At 40.2% G+C, this 15615-nt stretch carries 13 protein-coding genes and 1 tRNA gene; 6 read left to right on the top strand and 8 right to left on the bottom strand.

Annotation, left to right across the window (positions count from 1 at the left end):
* Window positions 1-225: 225 nt before the first annotated feature.
* Window positions 226-3714: a transcription-repair coupling factor gene (mfd, locus tag FJR05_RS22175; protein WP_168646105.1), complete on the top strand. Its 3489-nt coding sequence runs from the start codon at window positions 226-228 to the stop codon at window positions 3712-3714.
* Here the strand turns inward: mfd and FJR05_RS22170 are convergent.
* The 3 genes from FJR05_RS22170 to FJR05_RS22160 form a co-directional block, all read right to left on the bottom strand.
* A complete protein-coding gene (locus tag FJR05_RS22170) occupies window positions 3711-3875 on the bottom strand; it encodes a hypothetical protein (protein ID WP_168646104.1) in 165 nt (54 codons plus the stop codon). The genes mfd and FJR05_RS22170 overlap by 4 nt on opposite strands.
* 212 nt (window positions 3876-4087) lie before the next feature.
* Window positions 4088-4159: transfer RNA gene (locus tag FJR05_RS22165), tRNA-Lys, on the bottom strand.
* A gap of 62 nt (window positions 4160-4221) precedes the next feature.
* The gene (locus tag FJR05_RS22160; RefSeq protein WP_168646103.1) at window positions 4222-5607 is read right to left on the bottom strand and encodes a HAMP domain-containing sensor histidine kinase; all 1386 of its coding nucleotides are present in this window, start codon (window positions 5605-5607) and stop codon (window positions 4222-4224) included.
* 409 nt (window positions 5608-6016) lie between these two features.
* Between FJR05_RS22160 and FJR05_RS22155 the strand changes: the two genes are divergently transcribed.
* Both FJR05_RS22155 and FJR05_RS22150 read left to right on the top strand, forming a co-directional pair.
* Window positions 6017-7222 (top strand): SLC45 family MFS transporter, encoded by a 1206-nt coding sequence (locus FJR05_RS22155; protein WP_168646102.1) that lies wholly within the window; start codon window positions 6017-6019, stop codon window positions 7220-7222.
* Between the two features lie 52 nt (window positions 7223-7274).
* Window positions 7275-8684: an aspartate ammonia-lyase gene (locus FJR05_RS22150; RefSeq protein WP_168646101.1), complete on the top strand. Its 1410-nt coding sequence runs from the start codon at window positions 7275-7277 to the stop codon at window positions 8682-8684.
* A gap of 48 nt (window positions 8685-8732) precedes the next feature.
* Here FJR05_RS22150 and FJR05_RS22145 read toward each other — a convergent pair whose 3' ends face one another.
* The 5 genes from FJR05_RS22145 to FJR05_RS22125 all read right to left on the bottom strand — a co-directional run bounded on the left by FJR05_RS22145 (window position 8733) and on the right by FJR05_RS22125 (window position 12138).
* The gene (locus tag FJR05_RS22145; protein ID WP_168646100.1) at window positions 8733-9146 is read right to left on the bottom strand and encodes a type II toxin-antitoxin system VapC family toxin; all 414 of its coding nucleotides are present in this window, start codon (window positions 9144-9146) and stop codon (window positions 8733-8735) included.
* A gap of 2 nt (window positions 9147-9148) precedes the next feature.
* Entirely contained in the window at window positions 9149-9484 is a 336-nt protein-coding gene (locus FJR05_RS22140; protein WP_168646099.1) for a hypothetical protein, read from the bottom strand.
* Window positions 9485-9694: 210 nt separating this feature from the next.
* Window positions 9695-10045 carry a DUF1257 domain-containing protein gene (locus FJR05_RS22135; protein ID WP_015081375.1) on the bottom strand — a complete coding sequence of 117 codons (351 nt, stop codon included), beginning with the start codon at window positions 10043-10045 and terminating at the stop codon, window positions 9695-9697.
* 143 nt (window positions 10046-10188) lie between these two features.
* A complete protein-coding gene (locus FJR05_RS22130) occupies window positions 10189-11700 on the bottom strand; it encodes an AAA family ATPase (protein ID WP_168646098.1) in 1512 nt (503 codons plus the stop codon).
* A gap of 90 nt (window positions 11701-11790) precedes the next feature.
* The gene (locus FJR05_RS22125) at window positions 11791-12138 is read right to left on the bottom strand and encodes a hypothetical protein (RefSeq protein WP_168646097.1); all 348 of its coding nucleotides are present in this window, start codon (window positions 12136-12138) and stop codon (window positions 11791-11793) included.
* A 262-nt stretch (window positions 12139-12400) separates the two neighbouring features.
* Here FJR05_RS22125 and FJR05_RS22120 point away from each other — a divergent pair, with 262 nt between their 5' ends.
* The 3 genes from FJR05_RS22120 to FJR05_RS22110 all read left to right on the top strand — a co-directional run bounded on the left by FJR05_RS22120 (window position 12401) and on the right by FJR05_RS22110 (window position 15583).
* On the top strand, window positions 12401-12832 hold the full coding sequence (locus tag FJR05_RS22120) for a hypothetical protein (RefSeq protein WP_254447016.1): 432 nt from the start codon (window positions 12401-12403) through the stop codon (window positions 12830-12832).
* A 300-nt stretch (window positions 12833-13132) separates the two neighbouring features.
* On the top strand, window positions 13133-14287 hold the full coding sequence (locus tag FJR05_RS22115) for an NAD-dependent epimerase/dehydratase family protein (RefSeq protein WP_168646095.1): 1155 nt from the start codon (window positions 13133-13135) through the stop codon (window positions 14285-14287).
* Window positions 14288-14422: 135 nt separating this feature from the next.
* Window positions 14423-15583, top strand: coding sequence for a glycosyltransferase family 1 protein (locus FJR05_RS22110; protein WP_168646094.1), 1161 nt, complete (start codon window positions 14423-14425; stop codon window positions 15581-15583).
* The last annotated feature ends 32 nt before the right edge of the window (window positions 15584-15615 follow it).

Raw genomic sequence — 15615 nt, 5'->3', positions numbered from 1 at the left:
CTCTAAATACTTTGACTATATACAAAGTCATAGTTATAAAAGAAGGCAATAGGCAATAGGCAATAGAATTTTCTCCCCTGCCCCCCTACCCCCCCCCTACTCCCCTGCTTTCATTATTCTCGGCCATTCATGGTCAAGAGTCCGATTAAAACTTTTAAAATAGTTGATATAAACTGCTTTTAGATTTTGACATCAGCAGCGATTTCCTTTTTTAGCGTAAAACTTATGGCCTTTTCTTCTATTGTGCGTGCTTTGGCGCGATCGCCTCTTACCGCAGAACTAATTACTAAACTCAACAAACAACAGGAATTGCGGTTAAATGGGATTTCTCGTCTCCCCAAAGGACTGGTAGCTTCAGCATTAGCAAATTATGAAGATCAGGATTTATGTGTGGTCTGTGCCACTTTAGAGGAAGCTGGGCGGGTTTTTGCCCAAATGGAAGCAATGGGTTGGAAAACTGTGCATTTTTATCCTACTTCCGAAGCTTCTCCCTATGAACCTTTCGACCCTGAAAATGAGTTGAGTTGGGGGCAAATGCAGGTTTTAGCTGATTTGGTGGCGAGGGGTGATGAAACAAGGGGCGGGGAGACCCCGCCCGTACAGGGGGTGCAAAAGCAAAAAACGGCGATAATTGCGACTGTGGGGGCGTTGCAGCCGCATTTACCACCTCCGGCAGCGTTTAAATCATTTTGTGTGACTTTGGAAAAAGGGATGGAATTTGATTTAGATGGGTTTGGGGAAAAAATTACGATTTTGGGATATGAACGAGTTCCTCTGGTGGAAACTGAAGGCCAATGGAGTAGACGGGGGGATATTGTGGATGTGTTTCCTGTGTCCTCAGAGTTGCCTGTGCGCTTGGAATGGTTTGGCGATGAAATTGAACAAATTCGGGAATTTGACCCTGCTACTCAGCGTTCTGCCTTGGATAAGGTGGAAAAAGTTACCCTCACCCCGACAAGTTTTGCCCCGATTGTTTTAGATGCGCTAAAAGATTTACCAAATGTAGAGATGTTTCAGGAAACGTCTGCACTGGAAGGGAGTCGGCGGTTTTTGGGGTTGGCTTTTGCAAAACCGGCTTCATTGCTGGATTATTTAGCAGAAAATACCCTTGTTGCCATTGATGAACCAGAACAATGTTATGCTCATAGCGATCGCTGGGTGGAAAATGCTAATAGTCAGTGGTCAGTGGTCAGTGGTCAGTTGTCGGTTGAATTACCTAAGATTCATCGAGATTTTGATGAATGTATAGCGGAAATTAGTAATTTTAGAAAGTTATATTTATCGGAATTGTCAGAAGAAAATAATGGGTTGAATTTAGCGAGTAGACCTTTACCTGTAACACCTCACCAATTTGCCAAGTTAGGGGAAACTATTAGAAACGAGAGAGAACGCAATTTTGCAGTTTGGATACTTTCGGCTCAACCTTCCCGTTCGGTTTCTTTGCTACAAGAACATGATTGTCCTGCCCAATTTATCCCCAATCCCCGCGATTATCAAGCTATTGATAAACTGCAAATTAATCATATCCCAATTGCCCTTAAATATTCCGGTTTAGCAGAATTAGAAGGTTTTATTTTACCTTCTTTTCGATTAGTCATTGTCACCGATAGAGAATTTTATGGACAACATTCTTTAGCTAATTTTGGCTATGTCCGTAAACGTCGTCAAGCCACATCTAAACAAGTTGATCCTAATAAATTACGTCAGGGAGATTATGTTGTTCATCGTAGTCATGGTATTGGTAAATTTGTCAAATTAGAAAGTTTAACTATTAATGATGAAACCCGTGATTATTTAGTTGTGCAATATGCAGATGGTTTGTTAAGAGTTGCGGCTGATCAAGTTAGTTCTTTATCTCGTTTTCGCACCAGTGGAGATAAAGCCCCAGAATTACATAAAATGACCGGCAAAGCCTGGGAAAATACCAAAAACAAAGTCCGTAAAGCCATTAAGAAACTAGCAGTAGATTTGTTAAAGTTGTATGCTGCCCGTTCTCAACAACAAGGTTTTTCCTATCCCACAGATATGCCTTGGCAAGAAGAAATGGAAGATTCTTTTCCTTACCAACCTACCACAGATCAGCTAAAAGCTGTACAAGATGTGAAACGGGATATGGAAAGTGAAAGACCGATGGATAGGTTAGTATGTGGAGATGTGGGTTTTGGCAAAACAGAAGTAGCAATTCGGGCAATTTTTAAAGCTGTCACCGCAGGAAAACAAGTTGCACTTTTAGCCCCAACAACGATTTTAACTCAACAACATTATCACACAATTAAAGAACGTTTTGCCCCCTATCCTGTGAATGTGGGTTTACTAAATCGGTTTCGCAGTGCAGAAGAAAAACGTAACATTCAAAAACGTCTGGCAACTGGAGAATTAGATATAGTTGTGGGGACACATCAATTATTAGGAAAAGGTGTACAATTTAAAGATTTAGGACTTTTGGTAATTGATGAAGAACAAAGATTTGGAGTTAATCAAAAGGAAAAAATTAAAAGCTTAAAAACTCAAGTTGATGTTTTAACTCTTTCCGCAACTCCCATTCCTAGAACCTTATATATGTCATTATCTGGGATTCGAGAAATGAGTTTAATTACCACACCACCTCCTACCAGAAGACCAATTCAAACCCATCTCGCACCTTTAAATTCTGATATTGTCAGAAGTGCAATTCGTCAAGAATTAGATCGAGGTGGACAGGTATTTTATGTAGTTCCGCGAGTAGATGGAATTGAAGAAACCACTGCAAACTTACGAGAAATGGTACCAGGAGGCAGATTTGCGATCGCCCATGGTCAAATGGACGAAAGCGAGTTAGAATCAACCATGCTGACTTTCGGCAATAATGACGCTGATATCCTAGTTTGTACGACAATTATTGAATCTGGTTTAGATATTCCGCGAGTTAATACAATATTAATAGAAGATGCCCACCGTTTTGGTTTATCTCAATTATATCAATTACGGGGTCGGGTAGGACGTGCCGGCATTCAAGCCCACGCATGGTTATTTTATCCTAAACAAAGAGAATTATCCGATGCCGCCAGACAAAGATTAAGAGCAATTCAAGAATTTACACAACTCGGTTCTGGATATCAATTAGCAATGCGAGATATGGAAATTCGCGGAGTAGGAAACTTGCTAGGTGCAGAACAATCTGGACAAATGGATGTCATTGGCTTTGATTTGTACATGGAAATGTTAGAAGAAGCAATTCGAGAAATTAGAGGTCAAGAAATACCCAAAGTTGAAGATACCCAAATTGATCTTAATCTCACTGCATTTATTCCTGCCACCTACATTCCTGATCTTGATCAAAAAATGAGCGCTTATCGCGCTGTAGCCACAGTAAAATCAAAATATGAACTCAAACAAATTGCTGCGGAATGGACAGATAGATATGGAACTATACCCGTACCTGCAAATCAACTATTGCGAGTTATGGAACTCAAGCAATTAGCTAAAAATCTGGGATTTAGCCGCATTAAACCAGAGAATAAACAGCACATTGTTTTAGAAACCCCAATGGAAGAACCTGCTTGGAATCTCTTAGCAGAAAATCTCACTCCCACAATGAAAGCTAGGTTTGTTTATTCTCCTGGAAAAGTAACAGCAAGAGGTTTAGGAGTATTTAAAGCAGACCAACAATTGCAAACTTTAATAGATACTTTTATGAAAATGCAAGGGGCAATTTCGGAAACCACTACTGTTTAAATTTTGGTAAATTGGGTTGCATTGTCGCTTAACCCAACCAAAATATTAATCATTTGGCATTGCTGAATTGAGGTATGAAAATCAAATATTCTAGTTCCTAAACTCTTACTCTCTGCGTCCTCTGCGCCTCTGCGTGAGAAAAAATCATCAATGCCAATCATGTTAGGTTTCCTTGCCTCAAACGTAAGCATTCAGCCGAATGAAATACAAAATCATCTGCGTTTATCTGCGTTTATCTGCGTTTAATTCTGACTCTTGCAATGTTCACAAATCAAATAGAATGGCTATAGCAAATCTCAGCTTTCGATGGGGATATTTCCTAAATTTAGTCAAGAATTAGTTAAGGACAAAAATTCCAAAAGCTGAAAGCTAATGGGTGAGGAGGGAATCGAACCCGCAACCAATTGATTAAGAGTCAACTGCTCTACCGTTGAGCTACTCACCCGTTCATTAGGTCATGATATCAGAGTTTTGACTTTTGCGCTAGTGTTGCAGCTAAAAAACTGGCTACAGGGGAAATTGCATGATCAAAGTGATGCGATTGTTGATATTCTTAGCATGAATCAACCCATTTAAACGCTGTACCATTGTTTTGACTAATGCCAATTCTAAGCCGGTGTTCTGTGCTTGCCAGGGGGAATGTTTGGGAATGCGGTAAAATGGCTGAAAAACTTGTGATAGTTCATGGTGAGGTATTTCTACACCGGAAATACTAATTTGTAATTCTACTGTGTCTGCATTCAAATCGGCGGTAACTGTAATTGATTCACCTGCGGGAGCGCATTGACAAGCTTGGTTGAGTAGTAGGGTAATAATTTTTTCTAAATCGGTGATATCTGTGGATAAATGGGGTATTTCTGTGGAGATATCTAGGTGTAACTGTTGTTGCTGACAATTGGTAACATCTCGAAAAGATTCAACAATAGGAAATAACCAAGTTGAAAAATCAATAGTAATTAAAGTAGGAGGTTCAGAATGGGTTTTCAGATATGCAAAGGTAAGAAGATCGTTAAGTAATTTATCTTCGCGTCCACATTCATGATGGAGAATTTGTAATAGTTGGGAGACTATTTCTATATCTACAATCCCGACTGGTGTTATGAGACTTTCTAAGGTTTGTACAGCAAGATTAATATTAGTAATGGGTGTGCGTAATTCTTGGGCAAGATGTCTGATAAATTCGTGGTGATGATGTTCTCGGTTTTCAATTTCTTGAACTTGGGTTTTAGTTTTTGTGTATAGTTGAGATTGACGAATGGCGATCGCACATTGATTAGCTATTTGCTGTAAAAAAGATATTTCTAACTCTCCGAATTTTGCCTCTGTCTGCCGAATTAGCCAAATATTGCCCAAAAATCCTCGATAATCAAAAATTGGACAAGCCAATTGACTCATCATTTGTAAGCCAGAATCATGTCCAGGAACAATTTCTATAGATTGCCAAATTTGTTTTTGCAATAGGGATTGATAAATTCGGGGAAAATCAGCAATTTTTGTGGTTAAACCTTGAAAAGAGGGTAAACTAACACTATATTCGTAGGTAACTGTAGCAGCAGTCAAACAGGGATTATACAGTTCAATTTGACAGCGATTAAGTTGTAATAAATCAACTAATTCTTGAGTAATAATTGTTAATATTTGGCGATCATCGAGACTATCGCGGATGTGTTCAGTAATATGTTGTAGCAATCCTTGAAATTTCTGAATTTGCTGTATTTTTTGAATATGTTCTTGTCTTTCCAACTCTAATTGGATTTGTAAATATTCTACCTGCTGTTGTAATTGGGAAACGGATGTATCTATACCCAATTGCATAGATACTTCGGAACAAAATATGGATGGAGACGGTAATTGTGTCCATTTGGGGATGGATTTAACTCGATTTAGATTCATGCAATAGTTTAGGAAATAAATAATGGATAATTGATCATCTGGGAAGAGGTAAATGGAAAGAATACTTACTCATGACTGATTTTTCCATCTGCCTATTACCTATTCCTTAAGGAAGAAATGACATGAGTATGAGAGAGCATACCAAATATTGTGTATTGCTGATAACAACCCTTGTGACGGTTTGTAAACAGGTACGTTAAGTTACAGCTAATTCCATGATCCTATTCTACTGCATTGTTAAAAATTAATACTAATTTTTTATAAATCTGCATACAAAAAGCTTATACTGCAATTGCTTACAAAAATATACAGCGAAAGTCACTGAGTTGGGAATGAATTATTTTGTAAATTTTGTCCCCTCATTTCCCTAAACCGTGCCATAATTTTGCACTTTTTCCCATATAATTTTATGAATATCTCAAAATCCCAACCCAGTATTTTATGGGTGCAAGTTTTAGCTTTAGCCGGATTACAAGCAGCAATTACCCTGACTTGGTTAGTTTATAATCTATATTTGCCTAAATTGTTAACTCAATTTGGATTTCCTGCATCCCTGGCAGCTAGTTTACTGGTGCTAGAAACTGCCTTGGGTTTGATATTAGAACCAGTTATGGGGGGACTTTCAGATCAAGCTGTTCGCTGGGTAGGGAGTCGCTTTCCCTTGATTTGTGCCGGTGTGATTTTAGCAGCAAGCTTGTTTATTGCCATACCTTGTGTTGTGACTTTTATTCCCCCAATAGAAGTAATTAAAGGAATTTTACCTTTAGTTTTGATTGCTTGGGCATTAGCCATGACAATATTTCGTTCTCCGGCAATTTCTTTATTAGGAAAATATGCTACTCCAAAAGATTTGCCATTAGCTGCAAGTTTTTTAACTTTAGCAGGGGGGATAGTTGGTTCTTTTCGGGATATTGGTAATAAATTTATTTTAGGTTTGGGTCCGATTTTTGCTTTTTCTATAGCTTCGTTTGTGCTGTTACTGGCAGTGTTTACTGTGCGGTTTTTTGCACCTCCAGAAACGCCAGTTAATCGGGAGATTTTCAACATTCCCAAAATCCCGAAAATGTCGGAAATACCTATTGACAAATTAGGCATAATTTTCCTGACAGGTTTGAGTATGGCTTGGGGTTCTCGATTACTAATGAGTGCTATCAGCAAGACTCTGAAAACTCAATTAAATACAGATAATATCACGACAATCATGGTAGGAATTAGCTTGACTTTGGCTTTTGTTGCCTTACCTGCGGGATTTTTGGCGACCAAAATTGGTAATCGTCAAGCCATGTTGGCGGGTATTGGAACTACGATTTTATCCATCATCTTAATCCTAGGTTTAGGCGCACATTTCTTGATTATATTGTTGGCTTTGGTTGGATTTAGTTTAATTACTAATGGGGTGATTCCTTTTATTTTAGGATTGATGACCCAACGGTGGGCAGGTTTAGGAATTGGGATGTATTTTGGCGAATTTTCCTTGGCTATGAGTCTTTTTAGTTTTGTATTTCCAGCAACAATAACATCTGTGTTTGCTGGATTTGGCAGTGCCTTGGCGTTTTTAATCACGGGTGTGTGTATTATGATAAGTGGGAAATATAGCAAGCCTCAATTGAGTTAAAAATAAGTTTTTTGCCTGTTCCCTGTTCTTCTGTTGCCATTCTCGACTTTATATGACTAACAATTCAGATTTTCGGATTGAAAAAGACTCGATGGGCGATCGCCAAATTGCCAATAACGTATATTATGGGATTCAAACCCAAAGGGCTATTGAAAATTTCCCCATTAGCGGTATTAAACCTTTATCCACTTATATAGATGCTGGTTTATATATTAAAAAAGCCACCGCTATTGTCAACGGAGAATTGGATTGTATTCCCGCAGATATCAGCAAGGCGATTATTCAAGCTACTGATGAAATTTTAGCAGGTGCATTACGAGATCAATTTGTCGTTGATGTTTATCAAGCTGGTGCGGGAACTTCTCACCACATGAATATTAACGAAGTTTTGGCAAATCGGGCTTTAGAAATTCTGGGTGATCAAAAAGGTAATTACAAACTCGTTAGTCCCAACGATCATGTAAACTACGGACAGTCTACCAATGATGTTATCCCTACAGCTATTCGCATTGGTGGCTTATTGGCACTTTCTCGCACTTTACAACCAGCGTTAGAACAGGCAATTTCGGCTTTAGAAGCCAAAGCTACAGAATTTCAAGATATCGTCAAATCGGGGAGAACTCACCTGCAAGACGCTGTACCTGTGCGATTAGGGGATAATTTCCGGGCTTGGGCGCAAATTCTCTCAGAACACCAAAACCGGCTTTACATTGCGTCTGGGGATTTAATGGTATTGGGTTTAGGTGGTAGTGCGGCGGGAACAGGTATGAATACTCACCCGGAATATCGGCAAAGAGTTGTGGATATCCTGTCGCAATTGTTGGAATTTCCCCTAGAACCTGCACCCCATTTAATGGCTGCTATGCAAAGTATGGGGGCTTTTGTGAATGTGTCTGGGGCTTTGCGGAATTTAGCCCAGGATTTGGTGAAAATATCCCACGATTTGCGATTAATGGATTCTGGTCCCAAAACTGGATTTAAGGAAATTCAACTTCCACCTGTGCAACCTGGTTCTTCAATTATGCCGGGGAAATATAATCCTGTGATGGCAGAGATGACATCAATGGTATGTTTTCAGGTAATGGGGTATGATAATGCGATCGCTTTTGCCGCCCAAGCAGGACAATTAGAATTAAATGTGATGATGCCCCTCATTGCCTATAATTTAATTCACAGCATCGAAATTTTAGGTAACACAATTTCGGCTTTAACTACAAACTGTATTCAAGGAATTACTGCCAACAAAGAACGTTGTTTAGCCTATGCTGAAGGTAGTTTAGCATTAGTCACCGCCTTAAATACCCACATCGGTTATTTGAATGCTGCTGCTGTAGCTAAAGAATCCTTAGAAACTGGTAAATCTTTACGGCAAATAGTTCTCGAAAAAGGTTTAATGACAGAAGCAGAATTAGCCACTGTTTTAGATTTAGATCAAATGAGTGCGATCGTACCTCTAGTATAAGTCAAAGATCCCCGACTTCTTCAAGAAGTCGGGGATCTGAAAAGCCTATTAAGGAAATATCTCAAAACCAGTACAATGTTGTGGACTAATAATACTAAAAATATGTTTATCTAAAGTTAAAATCTTAGTAATATTCATTCTTTCAGCAATAGCAACAATAGTTGCATCTACAAAATCTAACTCACTATCAGCATATTGGTTTAGAATTTCTGTCACCCTTTTTAAATCAGTTTTATTAATCCCTTCAATAATGACATTACTATTAACTAATTCAGTTAAAACCTGTTTTGTTGTCGGATATCCTAACCTAGACGTAAACAAATGACAAACTTCAGTTAAAACTGTTATTGGTAAAACTAATACTTCCTTTAAATTAATTATAATATCAAGGACACGCCCATAATTTTCGTCCTTAATATCAACAGTTGCCATTAAGAAACTTGTATCTAAAATAGCGGTCATAATTATTTATTTACCTCAATATTAAATTCCTTAATACCTCTAGTTGGCTCAATTTCCGGTGCTGAATTTTCTGCATCTTTGTCTGATAAATCAGGTTCACTTTCCGGTTCTAAATTTTCTGCATCTTTGTCTAATAAATCAGGTTTACTAGACTCTCCTATACCAGAAATACTTAATAAAAAATTACTCTCCTCTGGTTCATTATTAATAGCCGCAGAAGTTGAATTAAACTGCAACCGTAAAGATTCAATAAAATCAGCTAATTCAGGAAGTGCTGCCAGTGGAAGTTCATGAATAGCTTGAGATAATTGTTCGTGGGTAAGATTTACAGAATTCATATTTTATGTCATCCTTAAATAGACAATGATTTTCGACGTATTCAGCAAGTTTACTCTTTTGCATTAGAGTCTTGGGTTTAAAATGTGTACTCAAATCCTGTAAATCCTGATATGGCTTGCGCCACGCTTCGCTATCAGACAAAAAAAAGCGGGCTAACCGCTTATTAGAAGGTTAACCCGTTTCACTTTGGGAACGCGCTAGAGAAATTGTTACTGCAATACCAACTTAACGTTAGCGTTTTGCAGACCGCGCTGTTTTACTTCAGCCAAAGTCTTGTTAACGGCATATTTTTGATTGATAGAGTTGATCAACTCGGTCTGGTTGTGCTTCTTAGCAACACCCCAAAGGTCAGCAATGAGGTCAAAAGAACCGTCACTGTTACGAGACCAACCTAGATCGTACTCGCCTTCCAATACAGCAACGATGTCGGAACGGAGACGCTGACCATTATAACCACGAACATCAGCTTCAGTCTTTACGCTGATACCTAAGTCGCGCAAAGAAGACTTGAGAATTTCGGCATCGGTGATCTTGGTACGCAGAGTGCTAAAGTGAGACATTTGGGTTTCCTCCAATAAGAAGATTGATGAGAAAAACGACAACGGTTCTTTTCCAACTAAGCCGCATGATTTGGGAACGGCTTTTTTCTATCTGTTAGCTTTGTAGCTAACCTTTCCCCCTGACAAACAGCAGAGGAAAGCTTTTAAAACTCCATGCGCTGATATTCAGCGACAGAGGAGGCTGCGGGTCTAGCACGCTGTCTGGCCCAGTCCCTTAAGGCTGTAACCTGTTCTTGCATCGTTCGTGACAGCGGCAAAGTAGACTTCAATGCAGCAATAATATCTAATTGGGTGAACTCCCGATCTTGGGCAAAGGCTTCATACATAGCCGCCACGATCGCCTGTTCAATTTCTGCCCCGGAAAAGCCATCGGACATTTTTGCTAGTTGTTCTAGATCAAATCTAGCAATTTCCTCCCGGCGTTTGGTCAGGTGAATACCGAAGATATCCTGACGTTCTTCAGGTGTGGGCAGATCCACAAAGAATATTTCATCAAAGCGACCTTTCCTCAAAAACTCTCCAGGTAAGCGTTCTACACGGTTAGCAGTCGCCATAACAAACACTGGAGATTTCTTTTCCTGCATCCAGGTAAGGAAAGAGCCGAAAATTCTGTTTGATGTCCCCCCATCAGAATCGCCAGAACCACCGCTACCCGCAAAGGATTTATCCAATTCGTCAATAAACAGAATCGTGGGGGAAATTGATTCTGCTGTTTTCAGGGCGTTCCGCAGGTTGGCTTCACTTCGACCCACCATTGAGCCGTCGTAGACCCGCCCCATATCTAATCTCAGAATTGGTAAACCCCATAAACGGGATGTAGTTTTGGCAATGAGTGACTTACCACAACCAGGAACACCGAGAATTAACATTCCTTTTGGTTGGGGCAACCCATACTCTCTCGCTCTTTCTGTAAAGGCGTTAGAGCGTTGGGTCAGCCAGGTTTTCAATTCTTCCAAGCCACCAACAGCATCAATGGTTTCATCTTCTTCGATGTACTCTAAGATACCGTTACGGCGGATGAGTTGCTTTTTCTCGGATAAAACTATATCAACTTCATTCTCCGTCAATTGCCCAGTTGTTACCTGTGCTTTGCGGTAGACTTTCTCAGCTTCATCTTTAGTTAGACCTAAAGCGGCTCTGAGTAGCTTTTCTCGCGCCTCGGTGGTTAGCCGTCGTCCACGATTTTGCTCTTGATGGGAAGTTAAAACTTTATTTAACTCAGCCATGTCAGGCAATTGAAAATCTAAAACAACAACTTCTTTTTCTAGTTCTATCGGAACTTGTTGCACAGGGGACATTAAGATAATGTTCTTTTGCGTTCCTTTAAAACTAGCGATCGCGTCCCGGAGCGATCTGGTTGTTGCTGGCGCATCAATAAAGGGATGTAAATCTTTAAGAATAAATATACTGGGTTCTTTTTGACGAATAATCCAATCAATGGCTGCTTCGGGAGAGACAGTATTGTGTTGAGTGGTATTCCGGGGTTGACCGTACTCCACGATACCGTGAGTTACTGTCCACACATATACTCGTCTTTGGGGTTTTAAATCTTGGGAGACTTTAAAAATTGACTGCTCTGCCCGCTCTTCCTCGGAGGTCACAAGGTAGATTAAAGGGTATTGAGCTTGAATTAAAATATTGAGCTCTTCTTTCATACTATCGACCTACTTGAGACCTTATAGAGACAGTACCGATCAGCGATAGCGTGGCGTTAAGCCAGACTATTAATCATCATTAATTCCTACCTAACAAGGAACTAATTCTTCCTCACCCTTGGGATGGGTTTCTTCTTTTTCTCTACCATCAATAGATAGATGATCTTGTCCGATGATTCCTGGTTGGTTGCCCAAGTTCACCAGTTCACCATCACGCAGTACCAGGGAAGTTTCACAGGTGGGACAGGAATAAAGTCGGTGAGTTCGCCCATGAGAAGACGCTTCTATCTCTTCTACTATTTCTGAGTTGGTCAGGTAGAAACTGAGCGCTCGTTCTGCAAGGTCTGACATTGGTTCTGAATCAACAGCAGAACGAATTTTAAGTTTTCTGTGCAGTTCCGGTGATAAATATAACGTAACCTTTTGCTTAGTTTGCATACAACTTTCTGGTGGTCTTACCCGGGTATGTATACCACCTTATCGGCTCTTTTCTCAGTTGTCAAGATGGTAAAGCGTTTTAACTGCAATTTTGTTACATTTCTCAACAAAGTTAGGGCAAGTACGTGAGATAATAGTAAAAACAGGTAATTTATTGAACTTTGATAATGAGTAATGGGGTGGCAACTTTGAGTTGTTTAATATGGGTGCGGTACAAATAAACAGGGCGCTGTGCGCTGTTATTTCAGGTGTGGGGATAGGGATGATCTCTTGGGGGTGTAATGCTAATAACCCCCAGTTTCCAGATACAAGATGGAATATATATAAAAATAAGCGTTATGGTTTTGAGTTTCCCTATCCGCATACTTGGCAGGTGTTAGGAAACCCAGACAATAATGATGGTGTTGTTTTAGTTTCACCAAACCAAAAAAATGTCGAAATTCGTGCTTATGCAAGTAAGCCTATATTAAAATCCTTGACTGAAAGTTCTCGTCCAGTCCCTAATTTTCAAACTCATCAGGGGTTTTCTGGGGTATTAGCTGTAGAAGCGGGGGAAAAGGTGACTGTGATCAAATTGACTATTACTCAAGAGAACTTGGAGTATCACTGGCAAGGACAAAGCGGCAGCAAAGACTTTCCCAATTATTATCGGCTGTTTTACTACATTGCCCAGGAGTATAAAATTAGTCAGTAGTCAACTTAACGTAAATTGATGTCCCTTGCAGCCAGGGAATAAATTCCCTGTCTAAAAGCTAAAGTCGGTTAAACCCGACTGTTGGAGCATAATAAATAGGATAATTTTTGATTTTGAGTTAACCAGAGTGCGTTTTAACGCACTTTAGCTTTTAGACCGGAACTTAAGTTCCGGGCAGGTTTGTTAAGCCTGACTCAGTGACTCCTGCTGTAATTGATTCCTGTCTTGATCAGAATTTAATGATGAAGAGGGGACACAAACCTGATAGATTTAGCTATCAGCGAGTAAAAACTGGTAAAGATGAAAGTCCTGGTTATTGGTGGTGATGGGTATTGCGGTTGGGCAACCGCGCTATACCTTTCTAATCGAGGTTACGAAGTTGGAATTTTAGATAGTTTGGTGCGGCGACACTGGGATAATGAATTGGGTGTAGAAACCCTTACCCCAATCGCACCAATTCAGAAACGTCTCCAGCGATGGCAGGATTTGACTAGTAAGTCTATTGATCTGTTTATCGGCGATATTACTAATTACGAGTTTCTGCACAAAGCTTTACACGAATTTCAACCAACTGCGATCGTGCATTTTGGTGAACAACGTTCAGCGCCATTTTCTATGATTGACCGCGAACACGCTGTTCTTACCCAGGTCAATAATGTGGTTGGCACGTTGAATTTGCTGTACATTATGCGGGAAGATTTCCCAGATTGCCATTTGGTGAAATTGGGGACAATGGGTGAGTATGGAACTCCCAACATTGATATTGAAGAGGGATACATTACAATTGAACATAACGGACGTAAGGATACTTTGCCCTATCCGAAACAGCCCGGTTCTATGTATCACTTGAGTAAAGTCCACGATAGTCATAATATCCACTTTGCTTGCCGGATCTGGGGTTTAAGGGCTACAGACTTAAATCAGGGGATTGTTTACGGTGTCTTAACCGAAGAAACGGGGATGGATGAACTGTTAATTAACCGGTTGGATTATGATGGTGTATTTGGTACAGCATTGAATCGCTTCTGTATTCAAGCTACTGTGGGACATCCCCTCACCGTCTATGGTAAAGGTGGACAAACTCGCGGCTTCTTGGATATTCGGGATACGGTGCGATGTATTGAGTTAGCGATCGCTAATCCTGCCGAACCAGGAGAATTCCGTGTGTTTAACCAATTTACCGAACTATTTAGTGTCGGTGACTTGGCAATGATGGTGAAAAAAGCCGGTAACGCTATGGGACTAAATGTGGATATTAACCACATAGATAACCCCAGAGTGGAGAAGGAAGAACACTATTTCAACGCCAAAAACACCAAACTCTTGGATTTGGGCTTACAACCGCATCTACTCTCGGATTCTCTACTTGATTCACTATTACACTTTTCCGTCAAGTATCAGAACCGAGTTGATCACCAACAAATTCTTCCCAAAGTCTCTTGGCATAGAAAATAGGTGACAGTAAAGGAGGCAAGAGGCAAAGGAGGATTTATTCTCCCCTGACTCCTGACTGGGCGCAGGCCCCTACCTCCTGCCTCCTGCCTCCTGCCTTCTGACTCCTGACTCCTGACTCCTGACTCCTTTCTTTTTATGCGAATTGCCCTATTTACAGAAACCTTTTTACCCAAAGTTGATGGCATTGTTACCCGTCTTCGCCATACTGTTGACCATTTACAACGTCATGGCAATCAAGTTTTGGTATTTGCCCCTGAAGGTGGTATCACTGAACATAAAGGTGCGAAAGTTTACGGAGTTAGTGGCTTTCCCTTACCTCTCTATCCAGAGTTAAAAATGGCACTACCTCGCCCTGCCATTGGTCACGCTTTAGAAGAGTTTCAACCAGATATTATTCATGTTGTTAATCCCGCAGTTTTAGGACTATCAGGGATTTTTTATAGTAAAGTTCTCAAAATTCCTTTGGTGGCTTCTTATCATACTCACTTGCCCCAATATCTGCAACATTACGGATTAGGAATGTTAGAAGGGTTACTATGGGAGTTGTTAAAACTGGGTCATAATCAGGCGGAGTTAAATTTGTGTACCTCTACAGCGATGGTAAAGGAACTTTCCGCTCATGGGATTGAAAGGTGTGATTTATGGCAACGGGGGGTAGATACAGAATTATTTCATCCTGATTTAGTGAGTACGGAAATGCGATCGCATCTTTCCCAAAATCATCCAGAAAGCCCATTATTACTGTACGTTGGTCGTCTTTCTGCGGAAAAGGAAATTGAACGCATTAAACCCATTTTAGAAGCCATTCCCAATGCCAGATTAGCATTAGTCGGCGATGGTCCCCACCGTCAAGCTTTGGAAAAACACTTTGCTGGGACAAATACTTATTTTGTCGGTTATCTTATGGGTAAAGAATTAGGCTCTGCCTTTGCCAGTGCTGATGCTTTTATTTTTCCTTCCCGCACAGAAACACTCGGATTAGTGCTGCTAGAAGCTATGGCCGCCGGGTGTCCAGTGGTAGCAGCCCGTTCTGGAGGCATCCCTGATATTGTGACAGATGGTGTAAATGGATATCTTTTTGATCCAGAGGCTGATATTCAAGAAGCGATTAATGCTACAATCCGTCTGTTAAAACAACGGCAGGAAATAGCTATTATCCGTAAAAATGCCCGTGCCGAAGCAGAAAAATGGGGATGGACATCAGCGACACAACAACTGGAAGATTATTATCAAAAAATCATTTTAAAGAGGAGTCAGGAGTCAGGAGTCAGGAGTCAGAATAAGAGTGCTAAGTAGGTGAACACAATAAAACCAATCTGTGTAAAGAA

Source organism: Dolichospermum sp. UHCC 0259 (assembly GCF_009711935.1).
Taxonomy (GTDB): Bacteria; Cyanobacteriota; Cyanobacteriia; order Cyanobacteriales; family Nostocaceae; genus Dolichospermum.
Note: the sequence above shows the minus strand (reverse complement) of the source record. Positions and strands in the feature narration are given on the sequence as shown.